Source organism: Methylovorus glucosotrophus, assembly GCF_009858335.1.
GTDB classification, from domain to species: domain Bacteria; phylum Pseudomonadota; class Gammaproteobacteria; order Burkholderiales; family Methylophilaceae; genus Methylovorus; species Methylovorus glucosotrophus.
The window spans coordinates 559,000-580,040 of the sequence record NZ_VMSE01000001.1 but is presented as its reverse complement, the minus strand read 5'-3'; the positions used below and the strand labels follow the sequence as shown (position 1 = coordinate 580,040).

At 54.5% G+C, this 21,041-nt stretch carries 26 protein-coding genes and 1 tRNA gene; 4 read left to right on the top strand and 23 right to left on the bottom strand.

All coding sequences use genetic code 11. From position 1 onward, the window contains the following. Positions 1 to 285 precede the first annotated feature (285 nt). The 6 genes from FNL37_RS02665 to rpsU form a co-directional block, all read right to left on the bottom strand. Positions 286 to 1,335 carry a site-specific integrase gene (locus tag FNL37_RS02665; RefSeq protein WP_159355033.1) on the bottom strand — a complete coding sequence of 350 codons (1,050 nt, stop codon included), beginning with the start codon at positions 1,333 to 1,335 and terminating at the stop codon, positions 286 to 288. 105 nt (positions 1,336 to 1,440) lie between these two features. Continuing rightward, a tRNA-Ile gene (locus FNL37_RS02660) sits at positions 1,441 to 1,519 on the bottom strand. Between the two features lie 14 nt (positions 1,520 to 1,533). Next, positions 1,534 to 3,450, bottom strand: a complete 1,917-nt coding sequence (gene rpoD / locus FNL37_RS02655) for an RNA polymerase sigma factor RpoD (protein WP_013443084.1) — start codon at positions 3,448 to 3,450, stop codon at positions 1,534 to 1,536. Between the two features lie 66 nt (positions 3,451 to 3,516). Next, positions 3,517 to 5,271 (bottom strand): DNA primase, encoded by a 1,755-nt coding sequence (gene dnaG, locus FNL37_RS02650; protein WP_159355032.1) that lies wholly within the window; start codon positions 5,269 to 5,271, stop codon positions 3,517 to 3,519. A 113-nt stretch (positions 5,272 to 5,384) separates the two neighbouring features. Beyond that, on the bottom strand, positions 5,385 to 5,831 hold the full coding sequence (locus FNL37_RS02645; RefSeq protein ID WP_041362379.1) for a GatB/YqeY domain-containing protein: 447 nt from the start codon (positions 5,829 to 5,831) through the stop codon (positions 5,385 to 5,387). An 84-nt stretch (positions 5,832 to 5,915) separates the two neighbouring features. Then, positions 5,916 to 6,128, bottom strand: a complete 213-nt coding sequence (gene rpsU / locus FNL37_RS02640; RefSeq protein ID WP_013443087.1) for a 30S ribosomal protein S21 — start codon at positions 6,126 to 6,128, stop codon at positions 5,916 to 5,918. A gap of 131 nt (positions 6,129 to 6,259) precedes the next feature. On the opposite strand from rpsU, the gene tsaD reads away from it, so the two are divergent. Then, a complete protein-coding gene (gene tsaD, locus FNL37_RS02635; protein WP_015830909.1) occupies positions 6,260 to 7,300 on the top strand; it encodes a tRNA (adenosine(37)-N6)-threonylcarbamoyltransferase complex transferase subunit TsaD in 1,041 nt (346 codons plus the stop codon). Positions 7,301 to 7,303: 3 nt separating this feature from the next. Here the strand turns inward: tsaD and plsY are convergent, their stop codons facing one another. Beyond that, a complete protein-coding gene (gene plsY, locus FNL37_RS02630) occupies positions 7,304 to 7,894 on the bottom strand; it encodes a glycerol-3-phosphate 1-O-acyltransferase PlsY (RefSeq protein WP_159355031.1) in 591 nt (196 codons plus the stop codon). 170 nt (positions 7,895 to 8,064) lie between these two features. On the opposite strand from plsY, the gene folB reads away from it, so the two are divergent. The 3 genes from folB to FNL37_RS02615 are packed head-to-tail and all read left to right on the top strand — an operon-like array spanning position 8,065 to position 9,888. Then, a complete protein-coding gene (gene folB / locus FNL37_RS02625; protein ID WP_041362882.1) occupies positions 8,065 to 8,415 on the top strand; it encodes a dihydroneopterin aldolase in 351 nt (116 codons plus the stop codon). A 43-nt stretch (positions 8,416 to 8,458) separates the two neighbouring features. After that, complete coding sequence (locus FNL37_RS02620) at positions 8,459 to 9,511, top strand: TIGR03790 family protein (protein ID WP_159355030.1); 1,053 nt, start codon at positions 8,459 to 8,461, stop codon at positions 9,509 to 9,511. Then, a complete protein-coding gene (locus FNL37_RS02615) occupies positions 9,508 to 9,888 on the top strand; it encodes a YchJ family protein (RefSeq protein ID WP_159355029.1) in 381 nt (126 codons plus the stop codon). The genes FNL37_RS02620 and FNL37_RS02615 overlap by 4 nt, the downstream gene beginning before the upstream one ends. A gap of 23 nt (positions 9,889 to 9,911) precedes the next feature. Here FNL37_RS02615 and xerD read toward each other — a convergent pair whose 3' ends face one another. From xerD to ruvB, 16 genes are all read right to left on the bottom strand, one after another. After that, positions 9,912 to 10,808 carry a site-specific tyrosine recombinase XerD gene (gene xerD, locus FNL37_RS02610; protein ID WP_159355028.1) on the bottom strand — a complete coding sequence of 299 codons (897 nt, stop codon included), beginning with the start codon at positions 10,806 to 10,808 and terminating at the stop codon, positions 9,912 to 9,914. Beyond that, on the bottom strand, positions 10,805 to 11,287 hold the full coding sequence (locus tag FNL37_RS02605; RefSeq protein WP_244948185.1) for a methylated-DNA--[protein]-cysteine S-methyltransferase: 483 nt from the start codon (positions 11,285 to 11,287) through the stop codon (positions 10,805 to 10,807). Before FNL37_RS02605 ends, xerD begins: the two co-directional genes overlap by 4 nt. A 111-nt stretch (positions 11,288 to 11,398) precedes the next feature. Next, positions 11,399 to 11,782, bottom strand: a complete 384-nt coding sequence (gene rplS, locus FNL37_RS02600) for a 50S ribosomal protein L19 (RefSeq protein WP_013443095.1) — start codon at positions 11,780 to 11,782, stop codon at positions 11,399 to 11,401. A 17-nt stretch (positions 11,783 to 11,799) separates the two neighbouring features. Continuing rightward, positions 11,800 to 12,612, bottom strand: coding sequence for a tRNA (guanosine(37)-N1)-methyltransferase TrmD (trmD, locus tag FNL37_RS02595; RefSeq protein WP_159355026.1), 813 nt, complete (start codon positions 12,610 to 12,612; stop codon positions 11,800 to 11,802). Then, positions 12,612 to 13,097 carry a ribosome maturation factor RimM gene (rimM, locus tag FNL37_RS02590; RefSeq protein WP_013443097.1) on the bottom strand — a complete coding sequence of 162 codons (486 nt, stop codon included), beginning with the start codon at positions 13,095 to 13,097 and terminating at the stop codon, positions 12,612 to 12,614. The genes trmD and rimM overlap by 1 nt, the downstream gene beginning before the upstream one ends. A 52-nt stretch (positions 13,098 to 13,149) precedes the next feature. Then, a complete protein-coding gene (rpsP, locus tag FNL37_RS02585; RefSeq protein WP_013443098.1) occupies positions 13,150 to 13,401 on the bottom strand; it encodes a 30S ribosomal protein S16 in 252 nt (83 codons plus the stop codon). Positions 13,402 to 13,512: 111 nt separating this feature from the next. Further along, the gene (gene queC / locus FNL37_RS02580; protein ID WP_159355025.1) at positions 13,513 to 14,190 is read right to left on the bottom strand and encodes a 7-cyano-7-deazaguanine synthase QueC; all 678 of its coding nucleotides are present in this window, start codon (positions 14,188 to 14,190) and stop codon (positions 13,513 to 13,515) included. 1 nt (position 14,191) lies between these two features. After that, positions 14,192 to 14,830 carry a 7-carboxy-7-deazaguanine synthase QueE gene (gene queE, locus FNL37_RS02575; protein ID WP_013443100.1) on the bottom strand — a complete coding sequence of 213 codons (639 nt, stop codon included), beginning with the start codon at positions 14,828 to 14,830 and terminating at the stop codon, positions 14,192 to 14,194. A 101-nt stretch (positions 14,831 to 14,931) separates the two neighbouring features. After that, positions 14,932 to 15,744 (bottom strand): YbgF trimerization domain-containing protein, encoded by an 813-nt coding sequence (locus tag FNL37_RS02570; protein WP_159355024.1) that lies wholly within the window; start codon positions 15,742 to 15,744, stop codon positions 14,932 to 14,934. Between the two features lie 6 nt (positions 15,745 to 15,750). After that, positions 15,751 to 16,287 carry a peptidoglycan-associated lipoprotein Pal gene (pal, locus tag FNL37_RS02565; RefSeq protein ID WP_159355023.1) on the bottom strand — a complete coding sequence of 179 codons (537 nt, stop codon included), beginning with the start codon at positions 16,285 to 16,287 and terminating at the stop codon, positions 15,751 to 15,753. Between the two features lie 74 nt (positions 16,288 to 16,361). After that, positions 16,362 to 17,636 (bottom strand): Tol-Pal system beta propeller repeat protein TolB, encoded by a 1,275-nt coding sequence (tolB, locus tag FNL37_RS02560; protein ID WP_041362382.1) that lies wholly within the window; start codon positions 17,634 to 17,636, stop codon positions 16,362 to 16,364. A 68-nt stretch (positions 17,637 to 17,704) separates the two neighbouring features. Further along, a complete protein-coding gene (locus FNL37_RS02555) occupies positions 17,705 to 18,487 on the bottom strand; it encodes an energy transducer TonB (RefSeq protein WP_159355022.1) in 783 nt (260 codons plus the stop codon). 6 nt (positions 18,488 to 18,493) lie between these two features. After that, positions 18,494 to 18,880, bottom strand: coding sequence for a biopolymer transporter ExbD (locus tag FNL37_RS02550; protein ID WP_015830922.1), 387 nt, complete (start codon positions 18,878 to 18,880; stop codon positions 18,494 to 18,496). 9 nt (positions 18,881 to 18,889) lie between these two features. Then, the gene (gene tolQ / locus FNL37_RS02545) at positions 18,890 to 19,564 is read right to left on the bottom strand and encodes a protein TolQ (RefSeq protein WP_013443106.1); all 675 of its coding nucleotides are present in this window, start codon (positions 19,562 to 19,564) and stop codon (positions 18,890 to 18,892) included. After that, complete coding sequence (ybgC, locus tag FNL37_RS02540; RefSeq protein WP_148211257.1) at positions 19,564 to 19,977, bottom strand: tol-pal system-associated acyl-CoA thioesterase; 414 nt, start codon at positions 19,975 to 19,977, stop codon at positions 19,564 to 19,566. The genes tolQ and ybgC overlap by 1 nt, the downstream gene beginning before the upstream one ends. 8 nt (positions 19,978 to 19,985) lie before the next feature. Continuing rightward, positions 19,986 to 21,023 carry a Holliday junction branch migration DNA helicase RuvB gene (gene ruvB / locus FNL37_RS02535; protein WP_013443108.1) on the bottom strand — a complete coding sequence of 346 codons (1,038 nt, stop codon included), beginning with the start codon at positions 21,021 to 21,023 and terminating at the stop codon, positions 19,986 to 19,988. Between the last annotated feature and the right edge of the window lie 18 nt (positions 21,024 to 21,041).

Genomic DNA, 21,041 nt, shown 5'->3' with positions numbered 1-21,041 from the left:
TCAGTTATAGCCTTTGCTATGGAGGTATAAGCATGGGCTGCCTCATGGTTGGCCTGACTAAAGGCACCACAGAGCCCAATTACCACACCATAAATAGCCACAGCCGATTCTGGCGATACCAAGCCAAAGAATAACAAACAAAAAAACAACACGGTCGACATAGCGTATAGCACTTGCATCAATGGGACTTGGTGCCCCAAAGCTGCCTTAGCATACCTATTTGCTTGACGTGTATTCATGGCAATTAAATTAACACAATTGACGCCTCATTTTCAATAAATTTCGCTAACCTACGATATCTTCGATTTTATCGAGCTTGGCCACCAAATCCTCGGCTCTAAGGTGGGTGTACCTACGCAGCATCTGCATGGATTTGTGCCCGCTTATCGATGCCACTTCCTGATCACTCAACCCAGCCTCAACTAAGCGGCTCGTAGCCTCGTGACGAAGATCGTGGAAATGCAAATTCCCAAGACCGATGCTCTTCTTAACATCCATCCAGACCTTATTAAATTGGTAGGGTGATCGTTTTTTGTCTCTACCAGGTTCACCAAAAAAGATTAGTTCGCAGTCATTCGGCCTCGCGGGATTTTCTAGCGCCTCTTTGAAGACCTCCACAGCCAACTTAGTTAAAGGTACTGTTCGAGACATACCATTTTTGGTGTCAAAGAGCGACACGATACGGCGCTCAGTATCAACGTGCTGAATCTTGAGATTGAGAATTTCCCCCTGCCTCATACCAGTCTCTATTGCAACCTGAAATATCCAAGCAAGCATCGGATTTGAATGAGTTTGCAACGCTATCAGCAAGCGTTGCTGTTCCGTGCGATTTAGCCTGACGTTCCGACCTGCACCAGGGCTAGGTTTTCTAATGTTGGCTACAGGGTTGGCAGGTAATGCGATATGCCATTCCTTAATGGCGGTGGAATAGAGATGGCCCAGTAAGGCTAGCTCTAGCCTGACAGTGTTGTTTGACTTGCCAGTTGCCAAACGCTGATCCCTGTAATCAGCCACAATATCCGAGGTCAATGCAGCCAGGGAATATTGGCCAAACTTTTCCTTGAGAAGTTTTACCCGCAGCTCTTCACGTTTTTGAGTAGATGCTTTCTTTGTCGGCGACACCTCCCGCTCATACCGTTCAAATGCCTCTTTGATCGACATCTTCTCAGAAGGAGTACGTCGAATGTAAACGGATCGGATCATCTGGTCCTCGATTTGCCTAGCCCAGTCTTGCGCATCACGCTTAACACGAAATGTTTTTGAGGCAGAAGGCCAGCCAGTTTTACGAACCAATGCTTTCCAAGTGCCAGAATCAGTTTTTACGATGGTAGCCATGAATTTTCAATGCAGTCGAAGATTACTTACTGTACTGAATTTGCACCTTGAGCGCAAAGTACAAAATAAAAGGGGTTACGTTTTCACGTAACCCCTTGTTTATTATGGTGGGCCTCCTCGGAGTCGAACCGAGCACCAACGGATTATGAGTCCGCTGCTCTAACCAGGCATGAGCTAGAGGCCCTGTAACTTAGGCGTTTAGTCGTTGCCGGTTTCGAGGAAGCTGCGCAGGCGCTCGGAGCGCGTTGGGTGGCGCAGCTTGCGCAGGGCTTTGGCTTCGATCTGGCGGATACGTTCGCGGGTGACGTCGAATTGCTTGCCGACTTCTTCCAGCGTGTGGTCGGTGTTCATTTCAATACCGAAGCGCATGCGCAGTACCTTGGCTTCTCTCGCGGTGAGGGATTCCAGCACTTCCTTGGTGGCTTCACGCAGGCTGGCGTAGACAGCAGCGTCTACCGGGGCGAGCGTGGTCATGTCTTCGATAAAGTCGCCAAGATGGGAGTCGTCGTCGTCGCCGATCGGGGTTTCCATGGAGATGGGCTCCTTGGAAATCTTGAGGATCTTGCGAATCTTGTCTTCCGGCATTTCCATCTTTTCTGCCAGGGTGGCTGGGTCTGGTTCCAGACCGGTTTCCTGCAGAATCTGACGGCTGATGCGGTTCATCTTGTTGATGGTTTCGATCATGTGCACCGGGATACGGATGGTGCGGGCCTGGTCGGCGATCGAGCGCGTAATGGCCTGACGAATCCACCAGGTAGCGTACGTAGAGAACTTGTAGCCACGGCGATATTCAAATTTGTCCACGGCCTTCATGAGGCCGATGTTGCCTTCCTGAATCAGATCAAGGAATTGCAAACCACGGTTGGTGTATTTCTTGGCGATAGAGATCACGAGACGCAGGTTGGCCTCGATCATCTCGCGCTTGGCACGACGTGCACGGGCTTCGCCGGTGGACATCTGCTTGTTGATTTCCTTGAGTTCCTTGATAGGGATACCCACGCGGTCTTGCAGGTCCAGCAGGCGTTGCTGCTGATCCACGATGGAGTGCTTGAAGCGCTCCAGCCGCTCAACGTATGGCTTGTTGACAGTCAGCTCGCCAGCGAGCCAGTCCAGATTGCCTTCATTGCCAGGGAACACCTTGATGAAGTGCGCACGTGGCATGCCGGATTTGTCGACGCAGAATTCCATGATCTTGCGCTCGTGGCCGCGGATTTCTTCCACCATGTTGCGCACCTGGTCACACAGGGCTTCAACTTGTTTGGCTGAGAAGCGGAATGCGGTCAGCTCTTCCAGAATGGCGTTTTGCAGGGCTTGATATTCTTTATCCTGAGAGCCGCGCTCTTGCAGGATGACCGTCATTTTCTGGTGTGACTGACGGATAACGGCGAAGCGGGTGAGCACTTCTTCCTTCAGCTTGGCCAGCGCCTCAGCGGAGATGGCAGCGGCCTTGGCGCCGTCTTCGTCGCCGTCGTCTTCTTCATCGTCCTCAGGCTCTTCTTCTTCGGCTTCAGCGGCTTCTACCGGGATGTCTTCTTCCAGGCCGACGTCAGAGTCAATCAGGCCATCTACCAGATCATCAACACTGAGTTCGTCTTTTTCAACTTTTTCCACCATGGCGAGCAATTCGGCAATGGTGGTAGGACAGGCGGCAATCGCCTGCACCATGTGCTTGAGGCCATCTTCAATGCGCTTGGCGATCTCGATTTCGCCTTCACGCGTGAGCAGGTCTACCGTACCCATTTCGCGCATGTACATACGCACAGGGTCCGTGGTGCGGCCAAACTCGGAATCCACAGTAGAAAGGGCCTGTTCGGCTTCTTCCACGGCATCTTCATCGGCCACTGGCGGTGGAGCATCCGACATCAGCAGTGCTTCGGCATCGGGTGTCTCTTCGTACACCTGAATACCCATATCGTTAATCATGCCGATAATGCCGTCGATCTGTTCAGAGTCCTGAACGTCGTCCGGCAAGTGGTCATTGATTTCAGCGTAAGTCAGGTAGCCGCGTTCTTTACCCAGAACGATCAGCGACTTAAGCCGTGTACGACGTATATCAGCATCGCTGATCTGCGTTTCTACTTTATCGTTGACCTTATCGTTTTGCTCATTAGCCATGCTTGACCTCAAATCCATTAAACCTGTTAAATGCGGTTACGGAAAAACCCGGCATTATACCTTAAATCACGACCTATTTTTAGTCGCGCCTACCATCGCTTTCAGCAATGCCTTTTCCTGCTCGGTCATATCGCTGATTTTCTTTTCCTGCATGCGTGCCAGTAGAGTTTTTCCTTGCCGCTCGGCGTACATATCCCTTAATTGCTTGCGCGCGCCCTCAAATTCAAGAGAGTAATCGACTTGCTCATCCAGTAAATGAATCTCGCGCTCCAGCTCGCGCATCAGCCTGGCATCCACCCGATTTTGCAATTGCAGCAACAAGCCCGCAGGCTTGGCGCTTGGGTAGGCTACCGCGGCTTCCAGCGCGTGTTTTACCAGGGCATCTTCCTCACTCTCATGCAGAACCCATGCCAAGTCATCGGGACTGACCAGCGCGGGTTGCATCAGCACCATCAATACAAAACGACGCTGCAATGAGAGCGTGCTGCGCGTCTGCCGTGGCTGGCTGCGGCGAGGGCGCTGCACCTCGGGCAAGCGGATCATGCTGCGCATTTCTTCATCCGAAAGCCCGGCCAACTCGGCCACGCGTTTGCGCAATAACAGTGCAAGCCGCGGTGCCTGTATCTGTGCCAGAATGGGTTCTGCCTCATTCAAAAAGCGCACCTTGTCTTCCTGCGACTGCAGTCCGTTGTCTTCACTCAAATGTTGTATGAGATATTGCGACAAGGGCAATGCGGTTTGCATGGCCGCCTCAAACGCTTCCTTGCCGTGTTCACGCACATAGCTGTCCGGGTCATGCTCGGCTGGCAAAAACAGGAAGCTTAATCGCAAGCCATCCGTCAGCGCTGGCAAGGCATTCATGGCCGCACGCCAGGCAGCTTTGCGGCCGGCGGCATCGCCATCAAAACAAAACACGATTTCATCGGTCTGCCGCATGAGCTTGGTGATGTGCACCGGCGTAGTGGCGGTGCCCAGCGCGGCAACGGCATATTCAATGCCGTATTGCGCCAGCGCAACCACGTCCATATAGCCTTCCACCACCAGCACACGCCCAGCATCGCGAATCGCACGGCGGGCCAGAAACAGGCCATATAACTCCTGACCCTTCTGAAACAAAGGAGTTTCGGGAGAATTCAGGTATTTGGGCCCATCATCATTACCTTCCGTGCCCAGCACGCGACCGCCAAAGCCAATCACCTGGCCTTTTTGATCGTGAATGGGGAACATGACGCGATCCCGAAAACGGTCATAGCGCCGCCCCTGTTCGTTTTCAATCACCAGGCCGATGGACTTCAGCACATCGTCCTGATAATCGCTGAATACCTCCTGCAGGTTTTGCCAACCAGAGGGGGCATACCCCATCTGAAAACGGGCGGCAATCTGACCGCTCAAGCCGCGCCCTTTCAAATACTCAATGGCGCGCTGGGATTTCTTGAGCTCGCCCCGGTAATACAACACGGCCTGCTGCATGGCTTCCACCATGCCGGGCACGGCTTTTTTCTGGGGAGCATCCGCATCGCGCTCGCGCGTCTCTTGCGGCACGATCATCCCCACTTGCTTGGCCAGCTCGTTAATCGCTTCAACAAAGCTGAGACCTTGATATTCCATCACAAAACCGATGGCGGAGCCGTGCGCTCCACAACCAAAACAGTGATAAAACTGTTTGGTGGGACTTACCGTAAATGAGGGTGATTTTTCGTTATGAAAGGGGCAGCAGGCAGAATAGTTGGCCCCGGCTTTTTTCAGCGGGACACTACGGTCAATGACATCGACGATATCAACGCGATTGAGCAACTCTTGGATAAACGACTCAGGAATCATTTAAAGACAATTAGCACCCAAAAACCGTAATGCAGAAATCATAGCCTAAACCCATTCCATTAAAAGCAAAAAAGGAGCCAAAGCTCCTTTTTTAAATTACCAAGCTGTCAGGGTCAGGCGCTTAATCTGGATTTGATCAACCCGGATATCTTGCCCATGTCGGCGCGGCCTACAACCAGCGGTTTAACCGCGGCCATGACCTTGCCCATATCCTTGATGCCAGATGCGGATGTTTCCGCCACCACCTGCTCAAGTATCGCCTTGATCTCGTCTTCGGTCAGCGCTTGTGGCAGATACTCCTGCAACACGCTTACTTCAAACTTCTCGACATCTGCCAGGTCATGCCGATTGGCTGCCTCGTACTGGGAAATGGAGTCGCGACGCTGCTTCAGCATCTTTTCAATCGCCTCGATGACTTGCATGTCATCAAGCTCGATGCGTTCATCCACTTCGCGCTGCTTGATAGCAGCCTGCAACAGACGAATGGCACCCAGTCGCGCGCTGTCTTTGGCACGCATAGCCGACTTCATATCCTCGCTAATGCGAACCTTCAACGACACAACAGGCACTCCCTATAAAACCAGTACAAGCAACGTTTCACAGCACACTACAAAACTCACAGCCGAATATACGGCTAACGAATCTTAGTAGAGCTTAGGTGCCAGAGTCTGGTTGCGAATACGACGATAGTGACGCTTAACAGCAGCAGCAGCCTTACGCTTGCGCTCCCAGGTAGGCTTCTCATAGAACTCGCGGGCACGCAAGTCGGTCAACAGACCAGTTTTTTCAATCATGCGCTTGAAGCGGCGGAGAGCCACGTCAAACGGCTCGTTTTCTTTAACACGTACGCTGGACATTAGATCACTTTCCTTGAGAAAGGGCGAAAAAGTCTGCTATTCTAGCGGCACATTACGGTTTTATCAATCGTTATATTGTACTTTTGCCTCACTCAGCCCCTTATCCCAGCGCACTGCAAGCCCAGCCCACTATGATTATTCTCGGCATTGAATCCTCCTGCGACGAAACCGGCATTGCCCTGTATGACCAGGAACAAGGCCTATTGGCTCATGCGCTGCACTCGCAGATAGATATGCATGCCGAATACGGCGGCGTGGTGCCAGAGCTGGCATCGCGCGACCATGTGCGTCGCACCCTGCCCCTCATACAGCGCGTGCTGGATGAGGCCAAACTGACGCTGGCAGATATTGGCGGCATTGCTTACACGCAAGGCCCAGGCCTGGCTGGCGCGCTTCTGGTCGGCACCAGCATTGCCGAATCACTGGCGTTCACCCTCAATGTGCCCACCGTAGGCGTGCATCACCTTGAGGGCCATTTGCTCGCTCCATTGCTGGAAGCCAATCCACCTGCATTTCCGTTTGTAGCTCTGCTGGTTTCTGGCGGGCATACCCAATTGATGCGCGTGGGCGGCATAGGCGATTACACATTGCTGGGCGATACGCTGGATGATGCCGCCGGCGAAGCTTTCGACAAAACCGCCAAACTGCTGGGCTTGAGTTACCCCGGTGGCCCGGCAGTATCGCGCCTGGCCGACCTTGGCACGCCCGGACGTTTCAAACTGCCACGCCCCATGCTGAACAGTGGCGATCTTAACTTCAGCTTCAGCGGACTTAAAACTGCGGTATTGACGCTGGTGAATGACCACAGCGATGCAGACGGTATATTGGATGAACAGACCAAGGCAGATATTGCACTGGAATTTCAGGAAGCCGTCACGGAAGTATTGACCGCAAAATGCATGGCCGCTTTGCGCGAGACCGGGCTGGATCAACTGGTGGTTTCTGGCGGTGTAGGCGCCAACAGGCAACTGCGCGAAAAACTCAACCGCGCTACCAAACGACGGTTATGCCATGTGCACTACCCACGCCTGGAGTTCTGCACTGACAACGGGGCCATGATTGCCTTCGCGGGTGCCATGCGCATGCAGCACGAGACTGCGGGCGACCATGGTTTCAGCGTACGCCCCCGCTGGGATCTGGCCAGCCTGCAGCGACCAGCAGCCTCCGCTTAAAGGCTATTTTTTGCCGAAGCCCGCTTCGGTACCTGCCAGCAGCTTGCTGATATTGCTGCGATGGCGCCAGATCAGCAGCAGTGCCAGCACCAGCGCTGTCCACACATAACTCTCGCTGGGCAACAAATACCATGCATACAGCGGTGCCATCGAAGCTGCCACCAAAGCTGCCAGGGAAGAATATCGCCAGATGGCAAACACCAGCGCCCAGGTCAGCAGCACCGCCAACCCTAGCCAACCTGAAAATGCCAGCAGCACTCCCAGTGCAGTTGCTACGCCCTTGCCGCCCTTGAAGCCGTAATACACGGGGTAAAGATGGCCGATGAATACGGCCAGCGCAACAAGGCAAATCATACCCGCGTCGAATCCCCAACGCTGCGCAATGAACACCGCCAGCCAGCCTTTGGCTGCATCGCCCAGCAGGGTAAGCAGGGCTGCCAGCTTTTTGCCACTGCGCAATACATTGGTCGCCCCCGGATTACCGGAGCCAACAGTGCGCGGATCAGGCAAACCAAACAGCTTGCTGATGACAATGCCAAAGGAAATGGAACCCAGCAAATAGGCTGCCAGAATAAAAGCGCTATCAATCATCATAAATACTTTAAAATTCCTGAAATTTTTACGGTGCCAGTCGCATGAACCACGCACAAAAGCAGGAATATACTGGATTACCGCACCGCCGTGAACGCAAACCTTGATGCAATAGCCTGTGGCAAAGCATGCATCACCAGAAACAAGCCTGGATCAATGAAGGATATCCCCGCATGGACATGATTTTCTTGAGCGAAGTCAAAGTGCAAACCCGCCTCGGCGTACCGGAGTGGGAGCGTATGGTGCCACAGACCATCGTGCTGGATCTGGAAATCGCCATGCCACACAGCCGCTCGTGCCAGACGGATGAAATCGACGACACCATAGACTACGGCATGGTAGTCGCTCGCATACGCGAAACCCTGAGCGAGAAGTCATTCAGACTGGTTGAGGCGCTGGCTGAACATATCTGTCAGATTGTGCTGAATGAATTCGGCGCCCCTTGGGTCAAGATCAAAGTAGCCAAGCCAGGCATTTTGCCCGGGCTGAAAGCACTGGGTGTAGTCATCGAGCGAACGAAATAGTATTAACCCAGCCCAACGCTCAAGCTCAACCTTATATTTCATCATGTTGATATCCACCCGCTTTGCCAAGACAGCCACCCTGTTCAGCCTCAGCTGCCTGCTATCATTCAACGCACTCGCAGCGTCCACGCCCACACGACTGGGACCTGCCAACCTTGCCGTCATCGTCAATGAAGCGGACCCAAACAGCGTGGAGGTGGGCGAGTATTATCTGCAGGCGCGCCAGATTCCCCAGCAAAACCTGGTCAAGGTGAAACTGCCTACCGGCAAGGTCAAGTTAAGCGCCTGGGAATTCGCCGGTTTGCGCAGCAGCATCCTGCCGCGGCTTGGCCCGGAGATACAAGCCATGGTGCTGATCTGGACCACCCCTTATGCAGTCGAATGCAACAGCATTACCTCTGCCATGACCTTGGGCTACGACGCCGAGCAGTGCAAAAAAACCTGCGACCCCGGCAAGCCGAGTCCGTATTTCAATAGCTCCATCAGCCAGCCTTACACTGCTCTTGGCATACGCCCCACCATGTTGCTGCCAGTCGAGTCTGTGGAGCAGGCAAAAGCCCTGATTGACAGGGGCGTGTTCAGCAGTTTCCGCCTGCTACCCAGCAGCGCTTATCTACTGACGACCTCGGACCAGGCACGCAATGCACGTGCGCCCATGTTTCCCAAACCCATGCAGATTGCCGCCAGCCAGCTGAGCATTCAGCGCATAGAGGCCGACAGCATTCAGGACCGCAAAGATGTGATGTTTTACTTCACCGGCAAAATTTCCGTGCCGCATCTGGATACGCTGGCATTCAGGCCGGGCGCCATTGCCGACCATCTGACATCCAGTGGCGGCGACCTGTTGGGCAAAGCCCAGATGTCCAGCCTGCGTTGGCTGGATGCGGGTGCCACGGGCAGCTATGGCACAGTGTCCGAACCCTGCAATTACTGGCAGAAATTCCCGGCACCCAGCATTGTGATGAAACATTACCTCGAGGGCGAAACCCTGATTGAAAGCTACTGGAAAAGCGTAGCATGGCCAGCGCAAGGGCTTTTCATCGGTGAGCCTCTGGCTGCCCCCTATGCCAGAACACAGGGTGCACCGGGCCCATGAAACCAGCGCCATGCCCTTGCCACAGTGGCGCGAATTACACCGCTTGCTGCCAGCGCTGGCATACCGGCAGCCGTGAGCAACAATCTCCTGTCGAGCTGATGCGCTCCCGTTATGCGGCTTATGCGCTTTTGCTTGAAGATTACCTGCTGGCGACCTGGCATCCCGACACCCGTCCGGCACAGCTTGGCTTAAGCGACGACGCACCCACCAAATGGACAGGCCTGCGCATCTTGCGCAATGAAGTGCAAGGCGATAACGCGATCGTGGAGTTTGAAGCGCGCTACAAGATCAACGGCAAAGCGGAAAAGCTGCATGAAATCAGCCGATTCATCAAACTGAATGGCGATTGGTACTATCTGGATGCAAGCGGCGAGTAGAACCTGAAGTACATCACCACACCCTAGCCACGCGGGTGATGCATGGCATGCAACTGCTTCAGGCGCTCACGCGCGACATGCGTATAAATTTGCGTGGTTGAAATATCCGAATGCCCCAGCAGCATCTGCACCACCCGCAAATCTGCCCCGTGATTCAATAAATGGGTGGCAAAGGCATGGCGCAACACGTGGGGCGACAGAGGTTTGTGTATGCCCGCCTGCAAAGCATAGCGCTTGATCAGGTACCAGAATGCCTGGCGCGTCATCGCCTCGCCACGCTGCGTCACAAACAGACTATCCGACACGCGCTGCTGCAGAATCTGCGGCCGGCCTTCGCGCGCATATCGCAACAACCAGTCGACGGACTCCTCCCCCAATGGGACAAGACGGGTCTTGCTGCCTTTACCGGTCACGCGCACCACGCCCTCATTAAGGCTGACCTCGGTATAGCGCAAGCCCACCAGTTCAGAGACACGCAGGCCACACGCATATAGGGTTTCAAGCATGGCCCGGTCACGCAACCCGATGGGCTGTGCAATATCCGGTGCGTTCAACAAGGCAACCACCTCGTCCTCATTCAGGCTTTTTGGAAGTGATCGCGGCAGCTTGGGGGTATCAATCAGCAGCGTGGGATCTACACTAATCTGCCCCTCCCGCAAGCCATAACGATAAAAGCGCCGCAAGCTCGCAATCAGGCGGCTGACACTGCGCGGCTTGCTGGTTGGAAAGCGGAAGGCAAGATACTGCTGAAGATCGCCCTGATCCGCCTGATTAAGCAACTTCGCATGTTCAGACCATAGCCAGTCAGCAAACAGGGCAAGATCACGCCGGTAACTTTCCAGGGTATTTCTCGCCAGACCATCCTCCAGCCAGAGATGATCCACAAAACTATCAAGCAATGCAGTATTCGCTGCACTCATGCCAAGCCCTCATGCGCCAACAGCCATTGCTTGATGGCAAGACCATGCGGATTGCCCTGCATGAAGCCACCCAGACCGCTCTTGGCGACCACGCGATGGCAAGGAACCAGCAAGGGTACCCTGTTCGCCCCGCATACGTTAGCGACGGCCCTGGGGCCAGAGCTGACGCGTTGGGCAAGCTGGCTGTAGCTTAAGGCTGCTCCCGCGGGGATATCGGCAATGGCCTTCCAGACGCGCTGCTGAAACAAGGTGCCACCGGTGACATAGGGGAGATCGATCGCGAACCTCGCATCTCGCAGATACCGCTGTAGCTGATGCACGGCATGCTGCACAAACGGTGTGGGCGCGGCATATGTCGAGCTGGTCTCACTCAACAATTCGATGGCAACCACAAAGTCATCCTGAACGCGCAGGCCAATGGCGCCAAACGGCGCGGCAATCAGGGCATCGTAATCGCGTGAGCTTGATTGGGAATTCATCAGGCTATGGTAACGCAATCCTTGAGGGCGCATCCAGTTCGCTCACTATGGGCTACGCAAAAAAGCAAAAAGCCCCTTGCGGGGCTTTTTGCAGACAGCTCAGGCTGAAATTTATTCAGCGCTAACTGGCTTGTCACGCAGCTTGAGCTTTTCCTTGATACGTGCAGACTTGCCTGAACGCTCACGCAAGTAGTACAGCTTGCTGCGACGTACGTCACCACGGCGCTTCACTTCGATAGAAGCGATCAGTGGGGAGTAAGTCTGGAATGTACGCTCAACGCCTTCACCAGAAGAAATCTTGCGAACGATGAAAGAAGAGTTCAGGCCACGATTGCGCTTGGCAATCACAACACCTTCGTAAGCCTGTACACGCTTACGTGTACCTTCAACCACGTTCACACCAACGATGACGGTGTCACCAGGTGCAAATTCAGGAATGTTCTTGCCGAGACGGGCAATTTCTTCCTGTTCCAACAACTTGATAATGTCTGCCATTTTTCAGTTCCTTTTAATTATGAGGATTCTTGTTCCTGCTTCAGCGTTTGCTCAACATCAAGCTCCGCCAGCAGCCGAGATTCCTCTTTCGTCAACGACCTTTCGGCCAGTAAATCCGGGCGTTTAGCCCTTGTTTGCGCCAGCGACTGCTTGAGCCGCCAACGCTTGATCTTTGCATGATGCCCGGACATCAGAATCTCGGGCACCGCCACGCCTTCGTATACTTCCGGGCGGGTGTAATGGGGGCAATCCAGCAAGCCATCCACAAATGAATCTTCCAGTGCGGAATCCATATCGCCCAGACTGCCGGGCAATTGGCGCACAATCGCATCTATCAACACCATGGCGGGTAATTCACCGCCCGATAGCACATAATCGCCTATCGAATATTCTTCGTCGACCACACGGTCAAGCAAGCGCTGGTCTACACCTTCATAGCGACTGGCCAGCAATATCAAGCCAGGCTCCTGCACCAGCTGCATCACTGCGGCATGGGTAAGCGGCTTGCCTTGCGGTGACAGGTGTATCACCTTGGGCACTGCCACTCCGGCTTGCTCTTGCCTGGCCTTGGCAGCACTTATGGCTTTTTCCAGAGGCTCGGCCAGCATCACCATGCCAGGGCCACCACCGTATGGCCGGTCATCCACTGTCCGGTAATTGTCGCTGGTGAAGTCGCGCGGATTCCATACATGCAGGGCATAAATGGCTTTCTCCAGCGCTCTTGCCGTAATGCCAAACTGACTGACAGCTTGAAACATCTCCGGGAAAAGGCTGACCACGTCAAACTGCCTGGTGGCGGATTGTGTGGCTGCAGGCTCCTGCACCGACATTAAAACTCCGGATCCCAATCCACCAGCATGGTGCCTGCCTCAACATTCACCTCAGGCACGGCTTCTGCGGTAAACGGCACCAGACGCTCACGTCCGGCATCATCTTTCACCACGACCACATCATTGGCCCCGGTTTCGAATACATCCACCACGGTGCCAAAATCCACCTGCTGCAAATTGCTGACGCGCAAACCAATCAGATCGGACCAGTAATACTCGCCCTCTTCCGCTTCCGGCAATTGCTCGCGCGGCACTGACACCTGCTTGCCTTTGGCTGCAAATGCCGCATCACGATCGTCAATGCCGACCAGCTTGACCAGCAAGGTCTTGCCATGCACTTTCGCTGCTTCGACCGGATATTCCTGCCACTTGGGGTCACGCCCCAACCACCAGTTATCGTAATCGAACAGGCTATCTATGGTCTCGGTATCTGGCTGAATTTTCAGCCAGCCATAAATGCCATAAGGGGCGACAACGCGCCCCATGACGACCATATCCTTCACAGTTATTATCGCCCGCTAAAAGGCGATACCCCGCTTAGGCAGCTGCTTTGGCAGATTGCTTTACCAGACGTGCAACGCAATCAGACAACTGTGCGCCATTGCTTTGCCAGTGAGCAATACGCTCACCGTTCAGGCGCAGGCCTTCTTGGCCTTCTTTAGCCAAAGGATTGTAAAAACCTACACGCTCAATGAAGCGACCATCGCGACGATTGCGCGAATCAGCTACCACTACGCTGTAAAAGGGGGATTTCTTCGCGCCACCGCGTGCGAGACGAATGATCACCATAATAGTTGTTCTCTTTTAATTGACACAGAAAGGCGCGGATTTTACGTTATTTATGAGGGGCTTGGCAAGGGGAATATCAGATTATCTGCATTCTTGCGCTGTCAGCCCCTGCTATGCGGGCTGGTAGCGTGTAGGGTCCGCGAGGCCCGCCGCGAGAAAACCTTCGCGGCGGAAGCGGCATGAATCACACTTGCCGCAAGCCCTGCCCTCTTCATCGGCCTGATAGCACGAAACCGTCATCCCGTAATCAAAGCCTAACGCACTGCCGCGCTTCACAATGTCCGCTTTGGACAAATCAATCAGCGGTGCATGCACGGTAATGGTATCGCCCTCGACGGCAGCCTTGGTCGCCAGATTGGCCATAGACTGAAAAGCCCGCACATATTCGGCTCGGCAATCAGGATAACCGGAGTAGTCCAGCGCATTGACACCGATAAAAATATCGCGTGATTTCAACACCTCGGCCCAGGCAAGCGCCAATGACAACATGATGGTATTGCGCGCTGGCACATAGGTCACCGGTATGCCTTCCGTGGGGGACTGCGGCACATCAATGCGATTATCGGTAAGCGCCGACCCCCCAAACAGAGAAAGATCCAGCTGTACGGTCTTGTGCTCCGCTGCCCCCAGGCATTCGGCTACACGCTGTGCCGCCAGCAGCTCAGCAGAATGGCGCTGATGGTAATCCAGGCTCAGGCAATAACACTCATAGCCCTGGCTACGTGCAATCGCCAGCACAGTGGCGGAATCCAGCCCACCGGATAACAGCACAACCGCTTTTTTACTCATATCAAACTCCGGGCCTTTCGCCCCACAATATCTTGTGCAACTGCACCTGCATGCGCACGGGCAACTTGTCAGCCAGTATCCACTCAGCCAGCTCTGTCGGGTTCACCTGGCTGTATACCGGCGAAAACAGCACACTGCAGGTACGATGTAGCGGTTGTTTATCCAGCAGCTCTTTGGCCCAGAGATAATCCGCATGATCGCAAAGCACGAACTTCACCTCATCCTGCGCCTTGAGATGCGCAAGATTGCCCCACAAATTCTTTTCCAGCTCGCCGGAACCAGGAGTTTTGATATCCAGGATGACAGAAACGCGTGGATCAACATTTGCGATATCCATCGCACCACCTGTCTCAAGCGACACGCTGTAACCCGCATCGCACAGCCGGGTCAGCAGCACATGGCAATCGCGTTGCGCCAGAGGCTCGCCCCCCGTCACCGTCACATAATGCGCACCGTACTCGGCCACCTTCTGCATGATGTCGTCGATCTCCATACTGCCGCCGCCATGAAAGGCATAGGCCGTATCACAATAAACGCAGCGCATGGGGCAGCCAGTCAGCCGCACGAATACCGTGGGCAGGCCAACGCGCGATGACTCGCCTTGCAGCGAATGGAAGATTTCGTGGATTCTAAGTTTCATGGCCGTATAAATGGACAATAGCCGACAACGAAATGTTGTCGGCCATCAATAGACGTTATTTTACTTGAAGTTAGGCAAGTTCTGGCGAATTGCCTGCGCGTTTAGCGCTTGATGGACTCCAGCACCTTCAGACGACTTTGTGCGCGAGGAATAACATCGCTCTTGGGATACTTGCTGATCAGGTCGCGCAAGGTCTTCTTGGCGCCATCAATATCCGCCAGTTGAATCTGGCTATTGGCAATGTTAAAGCTGGCTTCTGGCGCTTTGGCACTGTCCGGATACTGCTTCAACAGCTTCTGCTGCGTAGCAATCGCAGCCTTGTAATTCTTGAGAGAGAATTGTGAGAATCCCAGGCCATACATCGCGTCTGCGGCGTGAGTGCTGGCAGGATATGCCTGCAGAAACTTCTGATAGGCATCAAATGACTCTTTGAACTTGCTGGCCTGCAGCAAGGCATTGGCCGCATCCAGATCCTTGGCTTCCGAAGAGCTGGCAGGCGCATCTGCGACAGCACCTGAGGCAGGCTGTGCTGCATCGGCAGTCGCCGCTGGCGCCCCACTCTCCAGTTTGCGCAGACGACCATCGGTGTCTGCGTATAAATCCTTTTGACGCTGTTGCGTCATGTCAATATTGTGGTTGGCCACTTCCAGTTGGCCTTGCAGACGACTGATCTGCTGATTGAGTGCATCAATCTTGCCCAGCATGTCAGTCAGGCTCTGGGTATAACGTTGCTCCAGAGCCTGCTGATTTTTCTTCAACTCATCTATCGCAGCTTGCGTGGCCTGATTCTGGGTTTGCACCTGTTGCTGAAGGTCAGCAATTTTCCTGCGTGCCTCATCATCCCCAAACAGCGCAGCATGCGCCACTTGAGAAACACCCATCAACAGTCCCAAACCTACTATCAAACCACGCATTGTCAATTACTCGCCTTGGTAAACGATGTCAGCACGACGGTTCTTGCTGTAAGCAGCTTCGTCGGAACCAGCAGCTTGTGGCTTTTCTTCGCCGTAGCTGATAGTTTCGATTTGCTTGTCAGAAACACCTTGCAGGTTCAGCACTTGCTTGACAGCAACAGCACGACGTTGACCCAGGGCCAGGTTGTACTCGCGGGTACCACGTTCGTCGGTATTGCCTTGCAGGATAACCTTGGCATCTGGGTGCTCAACCAGGTACTTGGCATGGGCATTTACCAGATCACGGTATTCAGGCTTCACTTCATCCTTGTCGAAATCGAAGTAAACACTGCGCTTGGACAGGATGTTGTTTGGGTCAGTCAATGGGTTAACCGCCAGGTTGCTGTTCTGTACGCCGCTGGTAGAAGCAGAGTCAGAGCTTTGGCTGGTGGTGGTTTGTGCTGGGCTCTTGTCTTCAACAACAGGGGCATTCTTTACAGGCTTGCTTGAGCAAGCAGCCAGCATCATGGCCAGCAGTACGCTTGTTACTAAACTTTTATTCATGTTTTTCTCTCCTTTAAAATCAATAAAATACAACCAAAATTCACTACTAAAAAATCTACTCCGTCACAAAACGGCTAATTCGCTGCGGGTCCCCAGGCGGGCTCACGCACATCGCCGCCGGTTTCGCTCAGACGCTGCTTGACGCGACCATCTGCAGACACGGCAGCCAATGCACCACGTCCACTAATGCTGGTCGCATACAAAATCATGCGGCCATTGGGCGCAAAGCTGGGCGATTCATCCTGCGCAGTATCGCTCAACACCTGCACTTGTCCGCTGGCAACATCCTGCACCGCTACGCGGAACTTGCCGTTATCCTGCTTGATGTATGCCAGCGTCTTGCCATCAGGCGAGATGCGCGGGCTTACGTTGTAATTGCCATCGAATGTCACACGCTTGGCGTCGCCACCGGTACTGGCCATGCGGTAGATCTGCGGGCCACCACCACGGTTGGAGGTAAAGTAAATCGCCGAGCCATCAGGTGTCCACACGGGTTCCGTATCAATGGATGTTGTGTAGGTCAGCTGCTTCAATCCGGTGCCATCGGCATTGATCACATACACCTGCGAGTTGGCGCTGTGCGTCAGCACAATCGCCAGGCGATTGCCATCAGGCGACCATGCCGGGGCGCTATTGTTGCCCTTGAAGTTTGCAACCACATTACGTTGACCTGTCACCAATGACTGCACAAACACGATGGGTTTCTTTTTCTCGTACGAAACGTAAGCCAGTTTCGTGCCATCGGGAGACCAGCGTGGCGAAATCACAGGCTCATTCGAAGACATGACGGTTTGCGGATTGAAACCATCGGCATCGGCCACCTGCAAGGCGTAGCGCCCTGCGGTCTTGGTAATGTAGGCAATGCGCGTGGAGAAGACACCCGGTTCACCAGTCAGTTTTTCATAGATGATGTCGGCAATCTTGTGCGCGGTTGCACGCTGCTGCGAAGCCGCAATGTTGAATTCAAGACCGGCGAGCTGATTCTGTTTCAACACATCCAGCAGGCGGAAAGACACTTTCAGGCGACCGCCAGGCAAGGTTTCCACAGAGCCGATGGTCAGCGCCTGCGCTTGAATCGCCGCCCATTCCGGATATTTCACCTCGGGCAGATCGTGCGGCTGATTCACCACACCACGCGTTTCCAGCACACGGAACAGGCCGCTACGGCGCAGGTCAGCGCCCACCACCGTGGCAATATCGTCCTGCGCTCCCGGCGTCTTGGCAAAAGGCACGACAGCAATCGGGATTTGCTGTGCAGCGCCGCCAACGATTTCGATTGTCAATGCGGCTTTACCGGCAAGCGGCAAGGCCAAGAGGAAAAAGCTAAGTAGTAGGCGTAGTTTGTTCATGGGTAATTAGGGTAAATATGTTTTGCAAAGTTCCCTTATGCAAACTCTGTCATTCTAGCAAACTTATGCTATTCGTTCGGCCTGAACTTGAGTTCCAGGTTACGAAACTGTGCAAGCAGGTCGGGCTGCGTCGGCAATGGCAAGGGCTGAGACTGCAAAATCGCCCGTTCTACCGCATCGTCGCAGGCAGGAATACCGCTGCCCTTTACCAGCCGTGGCGCACCAATCAGCTCACCCGTCGGCATGAGATTCAGGTTAAACGTCAACTCAGGCTTGCCACTACCGCACAATTGCGAATTCACATTGCGGCGGATCTTGTTCGTGATCAGGCCGATATATTTGGCCACCTCGCTAGGATCCACCTTGGGCGAAGCAGACGCTGCCGGACCCGTCTTGGGAGCGGCGGCCTGTGTCGCCTTCGCGTCCTCTTCCAGCATGGCTTGCTGCAGTTTTTTCAGCATGTCCACTTTAGGCTTTTCGTCCTTCTTTTTAGGCTCAGGCTTGGGCTCTTCTTTCGGTTTTACCGGCTTTTCTTCCTTGGGTTTGACCGGTTCCTTTTTCACCTGAATCTCGGCCTTGGGCTGTGGCTCAGGTGCGGGATCGGGTTTAGGCTCTGGCTTGGGTTCAGGCTTTGGCTCGGGCTTGGGTGGCTCTGGCGTCGGTTCCGGCTTGGGTGGCTGCACCGCTTTTTCAGCGGGGATCGCTTCCCATAGCTCCACCTGAGCCACGCTCATGGGTTGCACGGTTTTCCAGTGAAAGGAAAACAGCAGCAACATCAACAACAGGCCATGCACCAGCACCGACAGGGCACCAGCACGTATGGCAAATGAATTTTCACGCTTGCGTATCATGCCAACCTATTTTGCGGGTTTGAGCAGCAGCCCAACCTTGTATTGCTTGAGGCCATCCATCAGGCTGACCACCTGGTCGTATTTCACATTTTTATCAGCGGCGATCACGATGGCACGCTCTGGCGTTTTTTCCAGCATGGTGCGCACTTCAAACAGCAGCTGATCGCGCTCCAGCGCCTTGCCTTCAATTTCGACCTGATCATTGGCCTTGACGGTAATCACGAGTGGCGCCGCGGTTTGCTTCAGCGTCTGACCAACTTGCGGCAGTTCCACCACCCCAGGATTGGTCATCGGTGCGGTGACCATGAAGATCACCAGCAGCACCAGCGTCACGTCGATATAGGGAACGACGTTGATCTGGTTCATCATCCGCCGTTTACGGGTTCTCGCCATGATGCCCCCTTACTTGTTGCGCTGCAGGATGTTGGTGAACTCTTCCATGAAGCTTTCATAGCGCACGGCCAGCCGGTCAACCGCAGAAGCAAACCGGTTATAGGCGATGACGGCAGGAATGGCGGCAAACAGGCCAATTGCCGTTGCCACCAGCGCTTCGGCAATCCCCGGTGCTACATGGGACAAGGTCGCCTGCGCCATATTGGATAGGCCACGAAATGCATTCATGATGCCCCACACCGTACCAAACAGACCGATATAAGGGCTGACTGAACCAACGGATGCCAGAAAGGGCAAATGCGAGTCCAGATCATCCATCTCGCGGTTGTAGGACGCACGCATGGCACGCTGTGCACTTTGCGTCACATCGCTGATTTCCAGGCCGCCCTGGCGTTTCAACTTGGCATATTCCTTGAACCCGGCCTCAAAGATGCTGGCCATGCCCTGCGCACGTCGACGGCCAGCGTTCACACTGTCATACAGCTTGTTGAGATCACCACCGCGCCAGAATTCTTCTTCAAATGCCAGCGCATCACGCTCGGCACTGCGAATACTGAACACCTTGATGAAGATGTACCACCATGACACCAGGGAAGTGAGAAGCAAGATGGCCATGACAATCTGCACCGGCACGCTGGCGCCGGCAATCAGGGTATATAGGGACATATCCTCGCTGAGGTTCATTACTGCTCCATTTTTTTCATTGACTGTTGGATGGGGACTGGAATCGTCACCGGCGTGTAGTTGACTGCATCGATGCAGACCACTTCGACATCGGCTTCGGTAAGAACTTGCCCGTCACGGAAAATTTTTTGTTCAAACACCATGCGGCTGCGGCCCATGCTGGCAATCTGGCTATGCACCACGATGGCGTCATTGAAACGGGCGGGCTTTTTAAATTTGATCTGAATGTTACGCACAACAAAGATGATGCCAAACTGCGCGGTTAGTTCCGTCTGCTCAAAGCCGAGACTGCGCAACCACTCGGTGCGGGCGCGCTCCATGAAGTTGAGATACTGGCTGTGATAGACAATGCCACCAGCATCGCTATCTTCATAATAAACCCGGATCGGCCATGCAAACTGATCCGTGGGCATGTTCTCACTCATTCCTGCCATAAGCTTCCATTTTGCATGCTGGCCGGGGCAGGCAATCCAAAATGCTGGTACGCCTGCTGGGTAGCAATACGGCCACGCGGCGTGCGCATCAGGTAACCCTGCTGTATCAAATACGGCTCCAGCACATCTTCTATCGTGTCGCGCTCCTCGCCTATGGCCGCCGCCAGATTATCCAGACCAACCGGACCACCGCCGAATTTCTCCAGCACGGCAAGCAACAGCTTGCGGTCCATGACATCAAAGCCCAGTTTATCGACATCCAGCATTTGCAATGCTGCATCGGCAATCGCCGATGTCACGATGCCATCGGCCTTGACCTGCGCGTAATCGCGCACGCGGCGCAGCAAGCGGTTGGCAATACGCGGCGTGCCGCGGGAGCGTTTGGCAATTTCCAGCGCACCCGCCTCCTGCATGCTGACATCCAGCAAGGTGGCAGAGCGATGCACGATGCGCGCCAACTCTTCCGAGGTATAAAACTCCAGCCGCGACACAATGCCGAAGCGATCGCGCAGCGGATTGGTGAGCATGCCGGCGCGCGTGGTGGCGCCCACCAGCGTAAACGGCGGCAGATCAAGCCGCACTGAACGCGCGGCCGGGCCTTCGCCTATCATGATGTCCAGGCGATAGTCTTCCATGGCGGGGTAAAGAATCTCTTCCACCACCGGCGACAAGCGATGAATCTCATCGATGAACAGCACATCGTTGGGCTCAAGATTGGTCAGCAAGGCTGCCAGATCGCCTGCGCGCTCGAGCACCGGACCGGAAGTCTGACGCATGTTCACGCCCATTTCGCGGGCAATGATGTGCGCCAGCGTGGTCTTGCCCAAGCCGGGCGGACCAAACAGAAGAACGTGATCCAGGGCTTCGCTGCGGCCACGCGCAGCATTGATGAAGATTTCGAGTTGACCGCGGGCTTTTTCCTGACCGACATACTCGTCCAGCACCTTGGGGCGCAGGGCACGCTCCAGCGCTTCTTCCTCCCGGCCCAGCGGCTCGGCGGCGATCAGTCTGTCGGTTTCTATCATGGGCCTGTCAGGCGGTCT

Coding starts and splice junctions, on each gene's coding strand:
- tolB (WP_041362382.1), bottom strand. CDS start 17,636: ATGAACAAACTACGCCTACTACTTAGCTTTTTCCTCTTGGCCTTGCCG.
- rpsU (WP_013443087.1), bottom strand. CDS start 6,128: ATGTCCAGCGTACGTGTTAAAGAAAACGAGCCGTTTGACGTGGCTCTC.
- ybgC (WP_148211257.1), bottom strand. CDS start 19,977: ATGCCCACGGATCAGTTTGCATGGCCGATCCGGGTTTATTATGAAGAT.
- rimM (WP_013443097.1), bottom strand. CDS start 13,097: ATGGGGCGCGTTGTCGCCCCTTATGGCATTTATGGCTGGCTGAAAATT.
- FNL37_RS02555 (WP_159355022.1), bottom strand. CDS start 18,487: ATGATACGCAAGCGTGAAAATTCATTTGCCATACGTGCTGGTGCCCTG.
- tsaD (WP_015830909.1), top strand. CDS start 6,260: ATGATTATTCTCGGCATTGAATCCTCCTGCGACGAAACCGGCATTGCC.
- ruvB (WP_013443108.1), bottom strand. CDS start 21,023: ATGATAGAAACCGACAGACTGATCGCCGCCGAGCCGCTGGGCCGGGAG.
- FNL37_RS02550 (WP_015830922.1), bottom strand. CDS start 18,880: ATGGCGAGAACCCGTAAACGGCGGATGATGAACCAGATCAACGTCGTT.
- rpoD (WP_013443084.1), bottom strand. CDS start 3,450: ATGGCTAATGAGCAAAACGATAAGGTCAACGATAAAGTAGAAACGCAG.
- pal (WP_159355023.1), bottom strand. CDS start 16,287: ATGAATAAAAGTTTAGTAACAAGCGTACTGCTGGCCATGATGCTGGCT.
- FNL37_RS02620 (WP_159355030.1), top strand. CDS start 8,459: ATGTTGATATCCACCCGCTTTGCCAAGACAGCCACCCTGTTCAGCCTC.
- plsY (WP_159355031.1), bottom strand. CDS start 7,894: ATGATGATTGATAGCGCTTTTATTCTGGCAGCCTATTTGCTGGGTTCC.
- FNL37_RS02605 (WP_244948185.1), bottom strand. CDS start 11,287: ATGAATTCCCAATCAAGCTCACGCGATTACGATGCCCTGATTGCCGCG.
- FNL37_RS02665 (WP_159355033.1), bottom strand. CDS start 1,335: ATGGCTACCATCGTAAAAACTGATTCTGGCACTTGGAAAGCATTGGTT.
- queC (WP_159355025.1), bottom strand. CDS start 14,190: ATGAGTAAAAAAGCGGTTGTGCTGTTATCCGGTGGGCTGGATTCCGCC.
- trmD (WP_159355026.1), bottom strand. CDS start 12,612: ATGTCGGTGCAGGAGCCTGCAGCCACACAATCCGCCACCAGGCAGTTT.
- xerD (WP_159355028.1), bottom strand. CDS start 10,808: ATGAGTGCAGCGAATACTGCATTGCTTGATAGTTTTGTGGATCATCTC.
- tolQ (WP_013443106.1), bottom strand. CDS start 19,564: ATGAACCTCAGCGAGGATATGTCCCTATATACCCTGATTGCCGGCGCC.
- rplS (WP_013443095.1), bottom strand. CDS start 11,782: ATGGCAGACATTATCAAGTTGTTGGAACAGGAAGAAATTGCCCGTCTC.
- queE (WP_013443100.1), bottom strand. CDS start 14,830: ATGAAACTTAGAATCCACGAAATCTTCCATTCGCTGCAAGGCGAGTCA.
- folB (WP_041362882.1), top strand. CDS start 8,065: ATGGACATGATTTTCTTGAGCGAAGTCAAAGTGCAAACCCGCCTCGGC.
- dnaG (WP_159355032.1), bottom strand. CDS start 5,271: ATGATTCCTGAGTCGTTTATCCAAGAGTTGCTCAATCGCGTTGATATC.
- rpsP (WP_013443098.1), bottom strand. CDS start 13,401: ATGGTGATCATTCGTCTCGCACGCGGTGGCGCGAAGAAATCCCCCTTT.
- FNL37_RS02570 (WP_159355024.1), bottom strand. CDS start 15,744: ATGCGTGGTTTGATAGTAGGTTTGGGACTGTTGATGGGTGTTTCTCAA.
- FNL37_RS02615 (WP_159355029.1), top strand. CDS start 9,508: ATGAAACCAGCGCCATGCCCTTGCCACAGTGGCGCGAATTACACCGCT.